Source organism: Brevundimonas sp. UBA7534, assembly GCF_002479325.1.
Classification (GTDB): domain Bacteria; phylum Pseudomonadota; class Alphaproteobacteria; order Caulobacterales; family Caulobacteraceae; genus Brevundimonas.
The window spans coordinates 1-16635 of sequence record NZ_DLMO01000054.1; the positions used below are offsets into that span (position 1 = coordinate 1).

16 protein-coding genes are annotated in these 16635 nt (G+C 68.9%); 9 read left to right on the plus strand and 7 right to left on the minus strand.

Annotated features, from left to right (window positions below; genetic code table 11):
• Nucleotides 1–158: 158 nt before the first annotated feature.
• The gene (locus B2U11_RS03840; RefSeq protein WP_292070067.1) at nt 159–1175 is read right to left on the minus strand and encodes a LacI family DNA-binding transcriptional regulator; all 1017 of its coding nucleotides are present in this window, start codon (nt 1173–1175) and stop codon (nt 159–161) included.
• Nucleotides 1176–1305: 130 nt separating this feature from the next.
• Here B2U11_RS03840 and B2U11_RS03845 point away from each other — a divergent pair, with 130 nt between their 5' ends.
• The 3 genes from B2U11_RS03845 to B2U11_RS03855 all read left to right on the plus strand — a co-directional run bounded on the left by B2U11_RS03845 (nt 1306) and on the right by B2U11_RS03855 (nt 5306).
• Entirely contained in the window at nt 1306–2256 is a 951-nt protein-coding gene (locus B2U11_RS03845) for a dihydrodipicolinate synthase family protein (protein WP_292070069.1), read from the plus strand.
• 171 nt (nt 2257–2427) lie between these two features.
• Nucleotides 2428–3699, plus strand: coding sequence for an Nramp family divalent metal transporter (locus tag B2U11_RS03850; RefSeq protein WP_292070070.1), 1272 nt, complete (start codon nt 2428–2430; stop codon nt 3697–3699).
• Nucleotides 3700–3893: 194 nt separating this feature from the next.
• Complete coding sequence (locus B2U11_RS03855; protein ID WP_292070071.1) at nt 3894–5306, plus strand: alginate export family protein; 1413 nt, start codon at nt 3894–3896, stop codon at nt 5304–5306.
• Between the two features lie 25 nt (nt 5307–5331).
• On the opposite strand, the gene trxB is transcribed toward B2U11_RS03855, so the two are convergent.
• The gene (gene trxB, locus B2U11_RS03860) at nt 5332–6339 is read right to left on the minus strand and encodes a thioredoxin-disulfide reductase (RefSeq protein WP_292070072.1); all 1008 of its coding nucleotides are present in this window, start codon (nt 6337–6339) and stop codon (nt 5332–5334) included.
• Nucleotides 6340–6408: 69 nt separating this feature from the next.
• Here trxB and B2U11_RS03865 point away from each other — a divergent pair, with 69 nt between their 5' ends.
• Both B2U11_RS03865 and B2U11_RS03870 read left to right on the plus strand, forming a co-directional pair.
• Nucleotides 6409–6621: a hypothetical protein gene (locus B2U11_RS03865; RefSeq protein WP_292070073.1), complete on the plus strand. Its 213-nt coding sequence runs from the start codon at nt 6409–6411 to the stop codon at nt 6619–6621.
• A gap of 9 nt (nt 6622–6630) precedes the next feature.
• On the plus strand, nt 6631–8136 hold the full coding sequence (locus B2U11_RS03870; protein WP_292070075.1) for a DUF389 domain-containing protein: 1506 nt from the start codon (nt 6631–6633) through the stop codon (nt 8134–8136).
• A 4-nt stretch (nt 8137–8140) separates the two neighbouring features.
• On the opposite strand, the gene aroC is transcribed toward B2U11_RS03870, so the two are convergent.
• Nucleotides 8141–9226 (minus strand): chorismate synthase, encoded by a 1086-nt coding sequence (gene aroC / locus B2U11_RS03875; protein ID WP_292070076.1) that lies wholly within the window; start codon nt 9224–9226, stop codon nt 8141–8143.
• An 8-nt stretch (nt 9227–9234) separates the two neighbouring features.
• Entirely contained in the window at nt 9235–9969 is a 735-nt protein-coding gene (locus B2U11_RS03880; RefSeq protein ID WP_292070077.1) for a DnaJ C-terminal domain-containing protein, read from the minus strand.
• A gap of 108 nt (nt 9970–10077) precedes the next feature.
• Here B2U11_RS03880 and pdxH point away from each other — a divergent pair, with 108 nt between their 5' ends.
• Together pdxH and prfB are read left to right on the plus strand one after the other, a co-directional pair.
• On the plus strand, nt 10078–10752 hold the full coding sequence (gene pdxH / locus B2U11_RS03885; protein WP_292070078.1) for a pyridoxamine 5'-phosphate oxidase: 675 nt from the start codon (nt 10078–10080) through the stop codon (nt 10750–10752).
• A 76-nt stretch (nt 10753–10828) separates the two neighbouring features.
• Nucleotides 10829–11951, plus strand: a protein-coding gene (prfB, locus tag B2U11_RS03890) for a peptide chain release factor 2 (RefSeq protein WP_292070080.1) whose coding sequence is annotated in 2 segments (ribosomal slippage) — nt 10829–10897 and nt 10899–11951 — 1122 coding nt in all. Because the reading frame shifts where the segments join, the coding sequence is not laid out codon by codon here.
• 39 nt (nt 11952–11990) lie between these two features.
• On the opposite strand, the gene B2U11_RS03895 is transcribed toward prfB, so the two are convergent.
• The 3 genes from B2U11_RS03895 to tyrS all read right to left on the minus strand — a co-directional run bounded on the left by B2U11_RS03895 (nt 11991) and on the right by tyrS (nt 14399).
• Nucleotides 11991–12545, minus strand: coding sequence for a bactofilin family protein (locus B2U11_RS03895; RefSeq protein WP_292070083.1), 555 nt, complete (start codon nt 12543–12545; stop codon nt 11991–11993).
• 114 nt (nt 12546–12659) lie between these two features.
• Nucleotides 12660–13127 (minus strand): peroxiredoxin, encoded by a 468-nt coding sequence (locus tag B2U11_RS03900; protein ID WP_292070085.1) that lies wholly within the window; start codon nt 13125–13127, stop codon nt 12660–12662.
• 18 nt (nt 13128–13145) lie between these two features.
• Complete coding sequence (gene tyrS / locus B2U11_RS03905) at nt 13146–14399, minus strand: tyrosine--tRNA ligase (RefSeq protein WP_292070086.1); 1254 nt, start codon at nt 14397–14399, stop codon at nt 13146–13148.
• A gap of 329 nt (nt 14400–14728) precedes the next feature.
• Between tyrS and B2U11_RS03910 the strand changes: the two genes are divergently transcribed.
• Both B2U11_RS03910 and B2U11_RS03915 read left to right on the plus strand, forming a co-directional pair.
• On the plus strand, nt 14729–15235 hold the full coding sequence (locus B2U11_RS03910) for a DOMON-like domain-containing protein (RefSeq protein ID WP_292070087.1): 507 nt from the start codon (nt 14729–14731) through the stop codon (nt 15233–15235).
• Between the two features lie 66 nt (nt 15236–15301).
• Nucleotides 15302–16504, plus strand: coding sequence for an exo-beta-N-acetylmuramidase NamZ family protein (locus B2U11_RS03915; RefSeq protein WP_292070088.1), 1203 nt, complete (start codon nt 15302–15304; stop codon nt 16502–16504).
• Nucleotides 16505–16635: the final 131 nt, after the last annotated feature.

Consider the following 16635-nt stretch of genomic DNA (forward strand, 5'->3'; position numbering starts at 1 on the left):
GGCTCATAACCTGAAGGTCGTAGGTTCAAATCCTACTCCCGCACCCAAACATCAAACCCGCTATCCAAAAGAATAGAGGGTTTTTTATTGCCCGAATTCCGGCCCGAGACGTCCGACACCACCGCGGTGACGCCACCCAGCCGTCCGGGCGCGGCCGGCTAAAGACGGCGCGTGGATTGCCGCGGGATGAGCGAGGGGGTGGCGCGGCGAATGCGGGGCGCGTCGGGCGCGTCCGCCTGGACCAGCAACTCCATCGCCGTCGCGGCGATCTGGCCGAACGGGGTGCGAACCGTGGTCAGCGGCGTGGGCAGATGGCTGACGAGCGGAATGTCATTGTAGCCGACCACGGAAACATCGCCGGGGACGGAAAGCCCCTGCTGAGCCAAGGCCGACAGGGCGCCGAGCGCGGTGTTGTCGTTGATGGCGAAGATGGCGGTGGGGCGCTCGGCCAGGGTCATCAGCTCGCGCGCCGCCAGGCTGCCGGCTTCCAGGCTGAAACTGGAGGGCACGATCCACTCGGGCCGAACCGCCAAATCCGCTTCATCCATCGCGGCGCGATAGCCCTCGACCCGGCCCGCCGCGCTCGAGGCGTCGGCCGGCCCCGCCACCACCCCGATCTGGCGGTGGCCCAGGTCGATCAGGTGGCGTGTCGCCAGATAGCCGCCCAAGCGATCGTCGCCGACGGAGGAGGGATGCACGCCGTCCGTCCGAAGGGCGAGGACGAACCGAACGCCCTGGGCCGCAAGCCGCTCGGCCAGGCCATCCCCGGTCCGCGTCGTCGCCAGGACAAGCCCGTCGACCCCCCGCGCCATCAACATCTCGGCCGCCCGCTGGTTGGCGACCGGATCGTCGTTGGTCGTGGCGACGATGGTGAAACGCCCTGACTGACTCGCGGCGTGGGCCAGGGATTCATAGAGCATCGCCATGACCGTATCGGTCAGGCGCGGCACGATCACGCCGATCGTGCCCGTGGAGCCGCGCCGCAGATTGGCGGCCGAGACGTCGCGGACGTAGCCGAGCTCCGCGGCGACGCGGCGAACCAGACGCGCCGCTTCGGTGTCCGACGGCGACCGGTCGTCCAGGAACCGCGACACGCTGCTTTTCGACACGCCCGTGGCGCGCGAGATGTCGAGGATCGTCACCCGCCGCGCGCCGCCGCCCCGTCTTTGCTTCATCGAGATGATCCGCCTCCCTGTTGCAACCCGGCTTGACCCGCCGGCCGCGCGATGTAAAGTAGGGAACGTTCCCGGTATCGTTCCCGAACCCGGAAGGGTTCGCCAGAAAAAACTTCGGAGAGGAAATCCAATGAGCGTCATGGACCTTCGCGGCCTCAGCCCCGCGCCCGTCACCGTCTTCACCCGCGATGGAGAGGTCGACTACGCGGCCAATGCCCGCCTGGCCAAATGGCTGGTGTCGATCGAGGGCGTGAAGAGTCTGGTCATCCTGGGTCACGCGGGCGAAGGCACCTTCCTGACCCGCGAAGAGCGCCTCAAGCTGATCGAGACCTATGCTGAAGCCGTGGGCGGCGACGTGCCGATCATCGCCGGGATCACCGGCGAGGGCACCCGCGTCGCCGCCGAAGAGGCCAAGGCCTGTAAGGCGGCCGGTGCGACCGGAGCCCTGGTCTATCCGAACCACGGATGGCTACGGTTCGGCTTTCAAAAGGGCGCGCCTCAAGACCGGTACAGGGCGATCTGGCAGGAGTCCGGCCTGGAATGCATCCTGTTCCAGTACCCGGACGCGACCAAGGCTTCCTACGATCTGCAGACCCAGATCGACATCGCCACTCAGGAAGGCGTCGTCGCCACCAAGAACGGCGTGCGCAACATGAAGCGCTGGTACACCGAGATTCCCGAGCTGAAGAAAGCCGCGCCCGAACTGCAGGTGCTGTCGTGTCACGACGAATGGCTGCTGCCGACGATGTTCGATGTCGATGGTCTACTGGTCGGCTACGGCAACATCGCGCCGGAACTGCTGGTCAAACTGATCGCAGCGGGGAAGGCCCAGGATTATCCCGAGGCGCGCCGGATCTTCGAACAGCTGCTGCCCATCACCAAGGCGGTCTATCACCGTGGGTCGCACATGGAGGGCACGGTCGCCCTGAAGCTGGGCCTGGTGAAGCGCGGCGTCCTGGACCACGCCACGATCCGCGAGCCGCTGAAGAACCTGGGCGAGGCCGCCGAGCGCCAGATCTTCGAGGCCTTCGACGCCGCCGGCGTCGGTTCGGTCGAGGCGTCCGCGATCGCCGCAGAATAAGGATCAGGCCCCCGTGTCTTCCGACGCGGGGGCCGTTTCGCTTTCAGGCCTGGCGTGACCCGGCCCGACAAGCCTATCACCGCGCCGATGCCCCGTCAGAAGTGTCACGGCGCCTGGGAAGAAACACCCGGCGAGGACGGTCGCAGACCGCTCCGCCAGAAAGGTAAAGTCATGTCGCATCGTGACGTGCTCCCCGAGGCCGCGGCCGTGGCGGAAGCCCCCAAGGCCCCGTCGAAATCTCTGCTGACCAAGCTGGCGCTGGTCGGTCCCGCCTTCATCGCCGGCACCTGGCAGTTCGGGCCGGGCAATCTGACCTCTGCGATCGAGGCCGGCAGCGCCTTCGGCTATGCCCTGATCTGGGTCATCGTGCTGTCCACCGTGCTGATGATCGCCTTCACCGACATGAGCGTGCGCATCGGCATCGCCTCGCCGCTGTCGATGATCGGCACGATCAAGCAGACGCTGGGCAAGCCGACGGGCGTGGTCGCCGGGTTCGGCGTCTTCTTCATCACCCTGTGCTTCTCGGTAGGCAACGCCGCTGGGTCGGGTCTGGCGCTGTCGATGCTGTTCGGCGGCAATCCCGTTTTTTGGACCGCGATGGTCAGCCTGGCGGTGGCCTTCATTCTACTGGCCCGCAACGTGTTCCGCACCATCGAGCGCATCCTGATCGGCCTGGTGGCCACGATGGCGGTGGGCTTCGTCGCCAGCGCCTTCATGGCGCGGCCTGATTGGGCGGCGGGGCTCGCGGGCGGCCTGCCCAGCTTTCCGCCGGGAAGCGAACTTCTGATCGTCGCCCTGGTCGGGACCAACTTCTCGATCAACGCCGCCTTCTTCACCAGCTATGCGACCCAGGCTCACAAGACCCGGCCGGATCAGTATCGCGACGCCACCCTGACCGACACCATTCCCGGCATCGTCGCGCCGGGGATCATGACTGCCCTGGTCATCATGGTGGCTGCGGCGGTGCTGGGGCAGACCGGGCAGCGGGTCGAGACCCTGCCGCAGCTGGCGCGGATCTTCGAGCCGCTGGCGGGGCAGGTGGGCTATTACATCTTCACCCTGGGCTTCTTCGGCGCGGCCTTCTCGTCGATGCTGGCCAACGCCACCGCGGGGGGGACCCTGCTGTCCGACGGCCTGGGCTGGGGCGGGTCGTTCGAGGCCTTGCGGACCAAGGCGCTGGTCGGCGTGGTGTTGCTGTTCGGCGTGCTGGTCGTGGCCTTCGCGCCGGGATCGCGGGTTCAACTGATCATCATGGCCCAGGCCATGACGGTTCTGGTGGCGCCTCTGCTGGGCCTCCTTCTGGTCCTGACCGCCAACAATCGGCTGATGGGCGCGCTGAAGAACCGGCGGTGGCACAATATCCTGGCGGCGCTGGGTCTGGCGTCGATCTGCGCCTCCACCGTGCTGCTCGTGCTCAAGCTGACCGGCGTGACGCTCGGTTGACGTCGACGCCGGGCGACCGGCGTTCCAGATTCCCCGCGCGCCGCCTGCGCCCCGGCCGAGCCGGTGACGATGCCGGCGTGCGGCCCATCTCCAAGGCCTGTATGATGAAGACGACGCTTCTCCGTTTCACGGCGCCCGATCGCGCGCGCCGGCTCGGCGGTCCTATCCTTGGCCTCGCCGTCGCGAGTCTGCCCGTGATCGGGGGGCCCGCCCTGGCCCAGCCGGACGCAGCGCCGGCGGCGGGCGCGCCCTATCCTCGGGCCGGCGTCGGCGTGGGGCCTGTCGTGGCGGGCTACGCCGAGGCGCGCTGGGCCGAGGACTGGTCCGCCTACGCCGATCCCGCCCGCCGCAAGGACGCGCTGGACCGGCTGAAATACATCCCCCTGTCGCAAGATGGATCGGTCTGGCTGAGCCTATCGGGCGAGATGCGCGCCCGCACGGCGCTGACCACAAGTCCAGGCCTGCTTGACCGGGCGGACCAGCGCCTGGACACCCTGCGTCTGGTCGGTGGCGCGGACCTGCACCTGGGACGTCATGTGCGCGCCTACGGAGAAGTGGCGCACGGCGGATCCGGCGGCCGCAACGACCCCACGACGGTGGGCGCCCTGCGCAACGACCTGGTGGTGCAGCAGGCGTTCGTGGATGTCAGCGGCCAGGTCGATGACTTTGAATTGGGCGCACGACTGGGGCGCCAGTTCTTTATCGACGGCTCGCCCTATCTGATCAGCACCCGCAACGGCGCCACCATATTGACCCCGTTCAACGGCGTTCGCGCCTGGGTCCGCGGTTCGCGATGGAGAGCCGATGTCTTTGACCTGAAGGCCACGCGGCTGGGAACCGGGGGCGCGGACGACGACCGGACCGACGATGCGCGTCGCTTTCGGGGCGTGACGGCGGGCATGGTGGTTCCCCGCGACTGGTTCGGCGGGTCAAAGCTGTTTTTCGATCCTTTCCTGTGGCGCACCACTGACGCTGACCGGCGTTGGGGCGCGCAGACCGCGCGCGAAAGCCGCGACTATGTCGGCGCGCGGCTGTGGGGCGAGATGGGGCCGGCCAACATCGACTGGACGGTGGCCAGACAGACGGGCCGGTTCGGCGACCGGCGCATCGAGGCGCTGCACGTCTTCACCCAGCAGAGCGTCAGCCTGGGCCACGGAGCCGGCGCGCCGCGCCTGGGCGTCAGGATCGACTATGGCTCCGGCGGCGGGTCCTATGACGGTGGAACCCTGCGGACGGCGGTCACGCCCCAGGGCGTACCGACCTTCTACAGCTATCAGAACGTCTTCGGCCCGGTGAACATGATCGCCGTCGCGCCTAACATCTCGATCCGGCGCGGACGCACGACGCTCAGCGGCGAAGTACAGGGAACCTGGCGGGCGTCGGAGCGCGATGCGGTCTATCGCGCCACGGACCTGCCCTATGCGGGGACCCAGGCTGTGGACGGACGCCGCGTCGGCGAGGTCTGGCGCGTGCAGGCCGCCCACAGCGTGTCGCCGCGCACGAGCCTGATCGCGCGCTATGAGCACCTGGCGGCCGGGCCGGTGCTGAAGGACGCCGGTTACGCCAGTTCCGATTACCTGACCGCCTGGATCAACTTCCGCTTCTGATCGCGGGCGAAGGAGGGGCGGCGGCTCACCAGACCCCGATCTTCTCCGCCTCGGCGTGGCTGATCGGATGACCCTGCTTCTTGTGGTCTTCCTCGGCCAGGAAACGGGCGGCTTCCAGCGCCGCCATGCAGCCCATGCCGGCGGCGGTGACGGCCTGGCGATAGACGTCGTCGGTCACGTCGCCGGCGGCCCAGACGCCTTCGATGGCGGTCGCCGCCGTACCGGGCGTGACGCGGAGATAGCCGCCGGCGTTGGTTTCCAACTGGCCCTTGAACAGCTCCGACGACGGCGCGTGGCCGATGGCGATGAAGACGCCGTCGGCCGGGATTTCACGGGTGGAGCCGTCCTGGACGTTCTTCAGCCGCACGCCGGTGACGTTCCGGGCCACGCCATCGACGACGCCCAGCACCTCTTCCACGGCGTGATTCCAGATCACCTCGACCTTCGGGTGAGCGAACAGGCGGTCCTGCAGGATTTTCTCGGCGCGGAACTCGTCGCGGCGGTGGACCACGGTGACCTTCGAGGCGAAGTTGGTCAGGAACAAAGCCTCTTCCACGGCGGTGTTGCCGCCCCCGACGACAACGACCTCCTTGCCGCGATAGAAGAAGCCGTCGCAGGTGGCGCAAGCCGAGACGCCGAAGCCCTGGTAGGCCGCCTCGGACTCCAGCCCCAGCCACTTGGCCTGCGCGCCGGTGGAGATGATGACCGTCTCGGCCAGCAGTTCGTCGCCGCTGTCCAGCGTCAGGCGGAACGGGCGCTGCGACAGGTCGGCCGACACGACGATGTCATGGATCACCTCTGTGCCGACGTGAAGGGCCTGGGCCTGCATCTGCTCCATAAGCCAGGGGCCCTGGATGGCTTCGGCGAAGCCGGGATAGTTCTCGACGTCCGTGGTGATGGTCAGTTGACCGCCGGGCTGCAGACCGGCGATCACCACGGGGTTCAGGGACGCGCGGGCGGCGTAGATGGCGGCGGTCCAGCCGGCGGGGCCGGAACCGATGATGGCGAGGCGGACGGAACGGGGCGTGCTCATGGCCCCTATTTAGGGGCTGATTCCGCTTCGCGCGATGCTATCGTGGCCGCAGCCACAAAGGAGACGGGGATGAAGGACAAGGGCGCTGCGTTTTTCGCAGGCGGGATCGGCATGGGCGTCGCCATTGGCGTGGCCCTCGGCATCGCGCTCGACAATCTGGCGTTGGGGATCGCGCTCGGCGTCGCCATCGGCGCGGGCCTCGGCTCGGCGGGTATGGCGGCCCGCAAGCCGAAACCGGACGAGGACAAGCCGGGGGGCGATCCGACAGACGAAGCCCGCTAGCCTGACTGCATGAAGACCGAATCCGCGTCCGCCCGCGAAAACCGAAACATCGCGCGTCGCGCGCTGGCCGCCGCCCGCCTGGGGGTGGACCATTCGGTGGTCGCGCTGTCGGTCTATGACAACGGCGGCCTGACCGGCCGCTATCTGATGATGACGGTGATCTCGGCGGCGATCGCCGCGCTGGGATTGATGCTGGGGTCGCCGGCCGTGGTGATCGGCGCCATGCTGGTTTCGCCGATGATGGGGCCGATCGTGGCCCTGGGTTTTTCGCTGGCCCTGCTGGACTGGGAAGAGCTGAAACGGTCGGTGAAGGCGCTGGCGGTCGGGGTCGGCGTAGCCCTGGCGGTGGCCATCCTGCTGACCCTGTTGTCGCCGTTGAAGGAGCCGACCAGCGAGATCCTGGCGCGGACGCGGCCCAATTTCTTCGACCTGCTGATCGCCGTCTTCTCGGGCGTGGCAGGCGCCTACGCCGTGATCCGCCAACGGGGGGAGACCATCATCGGCGTGGCCATCGCCACCGCCCTGATGCCGCCAGTGGCGACCGTGGGATTCGGCCTTGGCACCGGCGACCTGAGGATCGCAGGCGGCGCGGTCTTCCTGTTCATGACCAACCTGGTGGCCATCGCCCTGGCTGCGACCCTGACGGCGGGCTTCTACGGCTTTCGTCCTCGCCTTCTGGAGCGGCCGGCGCCGTGGCGGGGCGTGGCGGTGGTGGTGGTCTTCGTGCTGCTGTCGATCCCGCTGGCGCTTTCGCTGCGCTCGATCGGGCTGGAGAGCCGCGCCACCGCCGAGACGCGGCTGGCGGTCAACGACATCTTCTCCGGCGCCGACTCGCGCGTGACCCTGCTGGACGCACGGGCGGATGGCGACAGGGTCACGGTCTCGGCTTTGGTCAGCACCCGCGCCCTGGTCGCCGACGCCCAGGCACGGCTTCAGGAACGGTTGACGGCGGCGCTGCACGTGCCGGTCGAGGCGACGCTGGATCAGATCGTCGTCGCCGATCCCCAGGCCGCAGCCCGTGCGGTCCAGGCCAGCGCGGCTTCCGCGCCGGATCCGGTCGCGGCCCTGCGTGGTCGGCTGTCGGACTCTGTCCCCTTCGCCACGGACGCCCTGATGGTCGACGGGGAGGGGCGACGGGCGGTGGTGCTGCTGCGGCCGGACGCGGGACTGGACCTGTCCAGCGCCTTCGCCCTGGAGAAGGCGTTAAGAGCCAAGTTCGAGGGCGTGGACGTCTGGGTCACGCCGCCGCTGGAGGGCCTGGCCGCCGTCGATCTGGCGAACGTCGACGCGCGCGCCCAGGCGGCGTGGGCGCTGTCCCGGTGGCGGGCGCGTCCGCAGATCCGGTTCTGCAGGCCTGATCCGGCGCCGGCGGTCGGCGAAGGCGAGACCGCCCAGCCGGACGCGCGCGAACGCTTTCTGGCCGAACTGGCGGCGACGGGCGTGTCCGTGGCCGGAGAGGACGGGCCGGCCTGCCGCTCGGGCGACCGCAATCTGGCGCGTATCGCCCTGACCTGACGGCTCAGCCGACCTGGGCGCGGTGGCGCAGGAAGGCGTCGGCCAGGACGCAGGCCGCCATCGCCTCCACCACCGGCACGGCCCGCAGGGCGACGCACGGGTCGTGGCGGCCCTTGGTGCGCAGGTCCGTTTCCTCCCCGTCGCGCGTGATGGTCTGGCGCGGCGTCAGGATGGAGGAGGTCGGCTTGAACGCCACCCGCGCCGTCACCGGCTGGCCGGTCGATATGCCGCCCAGCACGCCGCCCGCCCTGTTCGACAGGAAGCCCGGCTGCTTGTTGAGGTCCAGCCGCATCTCGTCGGCGTTCTCTTCGCCCGACAGTTCGGCCGCGCCGAAGCCCGCGCCGATCTCGACGCCCTTGGCGGCGTTGATGGACATCAGGGCGGCGGCCAGTTCGGCGTCCAGTTTGCCATAGAGCGGCGCGCCCCAGCCGACGGGCACGCCCGTGACCTCCAACGCGACGACGGCGCCGATGGACGAGCCGGCCTTGCGAACGCCGTCGAGATAGGACTCCCATTCGGGAACGACGGCGCTGGAGGCCGCGAACAGCGGATTGCCGCCGACCGCGTCGAAATCGATGGCGTCCGGGGTGATCCGGTGCGGGCCGATCTGGACCACGCCGGCGCGGATGCGCACGCCGTCGCCGAGAATGCGCCGGGCCACGGCGCCGGCGGCGACGCGACTGGCGGTCTCACGCGCCGACGACCGACCGCCGCCCCGATGGTCCCGGACACCGTATTTGGCCTGATAGGCGAAGTCCGCATGGCCTGGCCGAAAGGCGCGGGCGATCTCGCCATAGTCCTTGGACCGCTGGTCCTCGTTGCGGATCATGATGGAGATGGGCGTGCCGGTGGTGACCGGGCCGTCGCCGTCGTCGAACACGCCCGACAGGATCTGGGCGGTGTCGCTCTCCTGCCGCTGGGTGACGAAGCGTGAGCCGCCGGGTTTCCGCTGGTCCAGCCAGGGCTGGATGTCCGCCTCGGTGAGGGGGATCAACGGCGGGCAGCCGTCCACGACACAGCCGATCGCCGGACCGTGGCTTTCGCCCCAGGTGGTGACGCGGAACAGATGACCGAAGGTGTTGTGCGACATGGGCCGACTTAGGCCGCCAGACGCTCCGCCGTCCAGACCCGGTTGAACCGCATCAGGAGGTCCTCGGCCGCGGACGGCGTGTCTTCGCAGGGCTCCAGGGTGACGATCAGCCGTCCTGCGGGCCGGGCGCCGCGGGCGGGCAGGCCCAGGCCGCGCAGGCTGAGTCGTACGGGGGACGACAATCCCGGCGTGATCCAGGCCGAGCGCGGACCGGCGTGGGTCTGGATTTCGAGGCGCCCGCCGTCGGCCAGGATGCGCTCGCTGGCGGGGGCGGTCATGAACAGGTCGTCGCCCAGGACCGACAGGCCCTCGGCCGGGCGGATCAGGACGCGCAGATAGAGGTCGCCGCCGTCCGGGCCCGCGCCCTTCAAACGCAGATGCTGGCCGGTTCGCATCCCGGCGGGAACGGAGAGGCGCAGGCGGCGGGCGCCCATCCGAATGTCGATCCGAGCGCCGGCCACGGCCTGGCGCGGCGTCAGGGTCGCGACGGGCGGCGGCGCCGCGCGCACCACGGGGGCCGCCAGGGCGAACCGCGCCGTCCCTTGCGCCTGCAGCAGTCGATAGGCGGCGATGACCTGGCGGAAACGATCGGCGTCGCCGCCGGCCTGATCGGGTCGGGCCGCCTTCACCGCCGCGCGGAAAGCCGCCTTCAACGAGGCGGCGTCGTGCTCCATCGTCTCCAGGCCCAGCAGCGCCAGGGCCTCGCGGACGGCGGGATCGGAAGCGGACGGGGACACGCGCATGACCCGAAATCTGGCGCGACATGGTCAAGAGCGGGTTAACCGTGGCGTAAAAAGCCGCCTTTGATCCGCATCATTTCCACGACGGAGGGAAGGGGCTAGACCGACGGCATGACCGCCCCCGTGATCCCGCCCAGCCCGTCGCGAGAGGACTATGCTCGCGACTACGCCGCCGCCCTGGCCGCCAACAGCGACGACGCCGCGTTCGAGCGGGCGGAGCCCATCGGCCTGTTCATCGACTGGCTGGCCGATGCGCGCGCGCACGAGGTCAACGACGCCAACGCCATGACGCTGTCGACCCTGGACGCCGAGGGGCTGCCGGACGCGCGGATCGTGTTGTTAAAGGATGTCGATGGGCGCGGCTTCACCTTCTACTCCAACCGCGAGAGCGCCAAGGGCGTGGAACTGGACGCCCATCCCGTCGCGGCCCTGACCTTCCACTGGAAGTCGCTGCGCCGTCAGGTGCGGGTGCGCGGCGTGGTCCAGCCGGTCGGCCGGGAAGAGGCGGACGCCTATTTCGCCAGCCGCGCGCGGGAGAGCCGCATCGGGGCCTGGGCCTCGGATCAGTCGCGCCCGCTGCCGGATCGGGCGGCGCTGGAGGCCGCCGTGGCGCGCGAGACGTCGCGGTTCGACGGCCAGGACGTCCCGCGCCCCGAACGCTGGACCGGCTGGCGCGTCGTTCCTTCGTCGGTCGAGTTCTGGCGCGACCGGCCGTTTCGTCTGCATGACCGCATGAGGTTCGTTCGGGACGGCGAGGGCTGGGTTAAGATCCGGCTGTGGCCCTGAGCGGGGATCGCCCCTTTCCCTTTCGATGCTGGGCCTTTATGTCCGCCCCTCACTTTACGTATCGCTGGAGATCGCGATGAGACCGGATGTCGAGGCCATGAAGGCCGACATCGAGCAGAGCGTCGCTCTGCTCAGGAGGCGTCTTTGACTGGGATGTCGCTCTAAGGAAGCTCGACGAGCTGAACGCGCGGGTCGAGGACCCGACCCTGTGGGACAATCCGGACGAGGCCCAGGCCGTCAGCCGCGACCGTTCGCGCCTGGAAGGCCAAGTCAACGCCGTCAAGGAGATGGAGCAGGGCCTCGAAGACGGGGTCATGCTGGCCGAGATGGCGGACGAGGAGGGCGATGAGGCGGCTCTCGAAGACGCTCGCGCCCAGCTGAAGGCCATCAAGGACCGCGCCGCGCGCGCCGAGCTGGAAGCCCTGCTTTCGGGCGAGGCGGACGGCAACGACGCCTATCTGGAAGTGAATTCAGGCGCCGGCGGCACCGAGTCGAACGACTGGGCCGGCATGCTACTGCGCATGTATTCGCGCTGGGCCAAGGCGCACGGCTACGAGGTCGAGGTCGAGGCGGAGGAAGGCGGCGAGCAGGCCGGCATCAAATCCGCGACGATCCAGGTGAAGGGGCCGAACGCCTATGGCTGGCTGAAGTCGGAATCGGGCGTGCATCGCCTGGTTCGCATCAGCCCCTATGACGCGGCGGCCAAGCGTCACACCAGCTTCGCCTCCATCGGCGTGTCGCCGGTGGTGGATGACGCCATCGAGATCGACATCAATCCGGCGGATGTCCGCACCGACACCTATCGGGCGTCGGGCGCGGGCGGTCAGCACATCAACAAGACCGACTCGGCGGTGCGCCTGACGCACGTGCCCACCAACACCGTCGTGGCCTGTCAGGCGGGGCGGTCGCAGCACCAGAACCGCGAGCAGGCGTGGAAGATGCTGCGGGCGCGGCTCTACGAGCTGGAGCTGCAGAAGCGCGAGGCGGCGGCGCAGGCGCTGGCCGACGCCAAGACCGACATCGGCTGGGGCCACCAGATCCGATCCTACGTCCTGCAGCCGTATCAGATGGTCAAGGACCTGCGGACCGAGGTGGAGACGTCGGACACGCAAGGGGTGCTGGACGGCGACCTGGACCAGTTCATGGGCGCGGCGCTGGCGGCGCGGGTCGGCGAGACGCGCGGATCGACCGCGGAATGAGGAAAGGGGCGGTCCGACGGGCCGCCCCTTTTCTTTGGATCAGGCGGGGGCCTTTTCCTTTGCGTCGGCCTTCTTCTCGGCCGGCGGTTCCAGCATCGAGGCGCCCGGCGTGTCGCGCTTGGCCTGGTTGCAGCGGCCCTGGAACCAGGCGCCCTGCTCGACCGACAGCTGCTCCTGGGTGATGTCGCCCTCGACGCGCGAGGTGGCGTAGAGGCGGACCTGCTTGGCCACGATGGCCCCGGTGACGCGACCGCGCACGTCCAGCACGTCGGCGTGGACGGTGCCCTCGACCGAGCCGCCTTCGCCGATGGTGACGCGGGCGACGCGGACGTCGCCCTTGAGCGAGCCCTCGATCTGGAGGTCGCCGGCGCCGGAGATGTTGCCTTCGTACTTCACGCCGGCCGAAAGGGTGGACAGGCTGCTGGAGCGCGGCGCGGCGGCCGGGCGGGGCGGTTCGGGCGCGCGGGCGACAGGCGCCGCCGGGGCGGGCGCCGGGGCCGGGCTGGCCGCCGGACCAGGAGCCGCAGGCTTGGGATCCGGGGCGGGGGGTATGCCCATGCCGCCGTTGTCGTTGGGTTTGCTCTTGGTGAACATGGTGCGCTCCGCATCTGCCAGCCAAGGCCGGCCTCTACCCCAAAGCCCTCGGTCGCGATTTAGGGGGGCGGCGAGGGCCAAGGTCAAGCATCGCTTTCGAACCCCGCTCGGCGATCACGGACCCTTGAGCGCCTCCAGGACGGCCTCGGCGTGGCCGGCCACGCGGACATTGCGCCAGGCGTGGACGATGTTCCCGTCGGCGCCGACCAGAAAGGTGGCGCGCTCGATCCCCATGTATTCGCGGCCGTAGAGCTTCTTCTGGACCCAGACGCCCCAGGCGTCGCAGGCGGCGCCGTCCGCGTCCGACGCCAGGACGACCTTGAGGTCGTGCTTGGCCTTGAAGCGGTCGAGCTTCTTCACGGAATCCTTCGACACGGCGATGACCGTAGCGTCCAGGGCCGCGAAGTCGTCGATCAGCGCGGAGAAGTCCTTGCCCTCGTTGGTGCAGCCCGGGGTGTCGGCCTTGGGGTAGAAGTAGACGACGACGGGCTTGCCCTTGAGCGCGGCCAGCGAGACCCGGCCGCCGCCGTCGGTTGGCAGGTCGAGGGCGGGGGCGGGCTGGCCTTCGGCGACTTCCGGCATCTCACATCTCCGAGCGGGTTAGAGGGGGCGCACCAGCACGATCTTCTTCTTGCCGGCGGCGAGCTTGATGACGCCGTCGGCGACGTCGGCTTCGGTCAGCAACTGGGCGCCGTCGGAGACGGGGGCGTCGTTCAGGCGCAGACCGCCACCCTGGGCCAGGCGACGGGCCTCGCCGTTCGAGGCGGTCAGGCCGGTCTTGGTCACGACGGCGGCGATCATGGCGCCGAAGACTTCGGCCGAGGGCAGTTCGACCGTCGGCAGGTCGGCGGAGACCTGACCCTTCTCGAAGGCGCTTTCGGCGGCCGCGCGCGCCTTGTCCGCTTCGTCCTTGCCGTGGAGCAGGGTCGTGGCGGCGTCGGCCAGGGCCTTCTTGGCGTCGTTGATCGCGGCGCCCTCCAGGGCCTCGTACTCGGCGATCCGGTCAAGGGGCAGGTCGGTGAACAGGCGCATGAAGCGGCCGACGTCGGCGTCCTCGGCGTTGCGCCAGAACTGCCAATAGTCATAGGGCGACAGCTGTTCGGCGTTCAGCCAGACCGCGCCCTGCGCCGTCTTGCCCATCTTGCCGCCCGAGGCGGTGGTCAGCAGCGGCGTGGTCAGGCCGAAGGCGGCCTTCTGATCCACGCGGCGGACCAGGTCGACGCCGGAAGTGATGTTGCCCCACTGGTCCGAGCCGCCCATCTGCAGCGTCACGCCGTGGGCGCGGTTCAGCTCCAGGAAGTCCACCGACTGCATCAGCATGTAGTTGAACTCGAGGAAGGTCATCGGCTGCTCGCGCTCGAGCCGCAGCTTGACCGAGTCGAAGCTCAGCATCCGGTTGACGGTGAAATGCGTGCCGAAGTCGCGCAGGAACTGGATGTAGCCGTAGGTCGACAGCCAATCGTCGTTGTTGACCATCACCGCATCGGTCGGGCCGTCGCCGAAGGTCAGGAAGCGGGCGAAGACTTTCTGGATGCCGTCGATGTTGGCCCGGATGGTCTCGTCGGTCAGCTGCGGGCGCGAGGCGTCCTTGCCGGTCGGGTCGCCGACCTTGGTGGTGCCGCCGCCCATCAGCACGATCGGCTTGTGACCCGCCTGCTGCAACCGGCGCAGCATCATGATCTGGATCAGGCTGCCGACGTGCAGCGACGGCGCCGTGGCGTCGAAGCCGATATAGGCCGTAACCACGCCCGAGGCGGCCGCCTCGTCCAGTTCGGTCGGGTGGGTGACCTGGTGGATGTAGCCCCGCGCCTGCAGGGTTTTCAGGAAGTCGGACTTGAAGGCTTGGTCTGTCATGGCGGTGGGTCGTTAGCAGGCTTGCCGTCGGTCGTCTTCCCCTTCGGCGGGCGACGGCGACGGAGGAAGGACAGCCGGCGCGAAAAACACAGTCTGAATAGTCTGAATAGTGCAAAATCCGGTAGGGGCGTACCCTTGGCTGAGGCGCGGCTTTCTCCGCGGCGAGGCCCAGCATTATACGTCAGCCCGAAGGCGTGTGAGGTCGATCGGCTGGCGAGCGCGCCGCGTCGTTGTTTTGATACGGAAAAGTCAAAGGGAATGCGCGCGCAGCGGCGGGCGGTCCGTCGAGCCGTCGTTGACCCGGCGCACGCCTGCGATACGAATGGCCGATGCGTCTGCCCCTGATCCCCCACCCGACCACCGCCGCCGTGCACGGCCTGACGCTGGAGGTCGAGGCGCGGCGGGCGGGTGGGGTGCTTAGCCTGGAATACAGCCTGGGCGGGCCAGTGGAGACAGTGCTGTGGCCGGAACCGGCTGGGAGGGTGCACACCGACGAACTGTGGCGCACGACCTGTTTCGAGGCGTTCGCGCGGACGGCGGGCGGCTATGTCGAATACAATCTGTCGCCGTCGGGGGCGTGGGCGGCCTATGGCTTCGACGGCTATCGCGAGGGGATGCGAAACCTGGCGGTCCCGGCGCTCTTCATCGTCACGCGGACGGCGCCGGGGCGGTTTGTCCTGACCACAGACGTCGAATTGCCGGAGGATGCGACGGGGGCGGTCGGCCTGACGGCGGTGATCGAGCGGCTGGACGGGTCGATCCTGTATTGGGCGCTGACGCATCCGTCGCCCGAGCCGGATTTTCATCACCGGGATTCCTTGGCGGCCGAGGTTTAGCGCGCGGGGAGTTGTGACCCGCCTTCGGGTCGGGCATTCCAGCAAGAGAATCCGGGAGCCCGCCGCATGAACTTCGGCCTTGACCGCCTGTTGTCCGACGACGCCCTGCGCGCCCAGTTGAAAGGGCGGCGCGTGGCGCTACTGGCGCATCCAGCATCCGTGACGAAGGACCTGGTCCACGCTGTCGACGCCCTGGCCGCCTGTCCCGAAGTTGAACTGACCGCCGCCTTCGGCCCGCAGCACGGCATGAAGGGCGATCTGCAGGACAATATGATGGAGAGCCCGGATTATCGCGATCCGGTCCACGGCTTTCCCGTCTTCAGCCTGTACGGCGAGGTGCGCCGGCCCCGGGACGAGTGGATGGAGACGTTCGACGTCATCCTGATCGACCTTCAGGACCTGGGGTGCCGCATCTACACCTATGTGACGACGCTGCTCTATGTGCTGGAGGCGGCGGCGAAGCACGGCAAGACGGTGTGGGTGCTGGACCGCCCCAATCCCGCCGGGCGGCCGGTCGAGGGCCTGACGCTGAAGCCGGGGTTCGAAAGCTTCGTCGGGGCCGGGCCGATGCCGATGCGGCACGGGATGACCATGGGCGAGCTGGGCCTGTGGTTCATCGACCATTTCAAGCTGGACGTCGACTATCGCGTGATCGAGATGCAGGGCTGGGCGCCGGAGGCGGGGCCGGGATACGGCTGGCCGCTGCTGGAGCGGGCCTGGGTCAACCCCAGTCCGAATGCGCCGAACCTGAGCATGGCGCGCGCCTACGCCGGCACGGTGATGCTGGAGGGGGCGACCCTGTCGGAAGGGCGGGGCACGACCCGGCCGCTGGAGCTGTTCGGGGCCCCCGACATCGACGCGCGGGCGGTGATCTTCGAGATGCGGTCTCTGGCGCCGGAGTGGCTGAAGGGCTGCGTGCTGCGCGAATGCTGGTTCCAGCCGACCTTCCACAAGCATGTGGGGCAGCTGTGTTCGGGCGTGGAAATCCACGTCGAGGGCGCCCATTACGACCACGCCGCGTTCCGGCCGTGGCGGGTTCAGGCCCTGGGGTTCAAGGCGATCCGGCGGCTGTATCCCGACTACGATCTGTGGCGGGACTTCCCCTATGAATACGCCTTCGACCGCCTGCCCATCGACACCATCAACGGTGGACCGGGCTTGCGCGAGTGGGTGGACGACGCAGACGCGACGCCGGACGACCTGGATGAGGCGACGCAGCCGGACGAGGCGGCGTGGCTGGAAGCGCGAGCGTCGTACCTGATCTACTAGGTTCAATCGCCGTCATTCCGGGGCGTCCCCTGGACGAACCCGGAAGCCAGGAGGATGGCGTCAGGCGCTGGAATGGATCTGGCAGCGCGAGTTTGGCCCTAGCTTCCGGGCTCTTCGCTACGCTCAGCCCC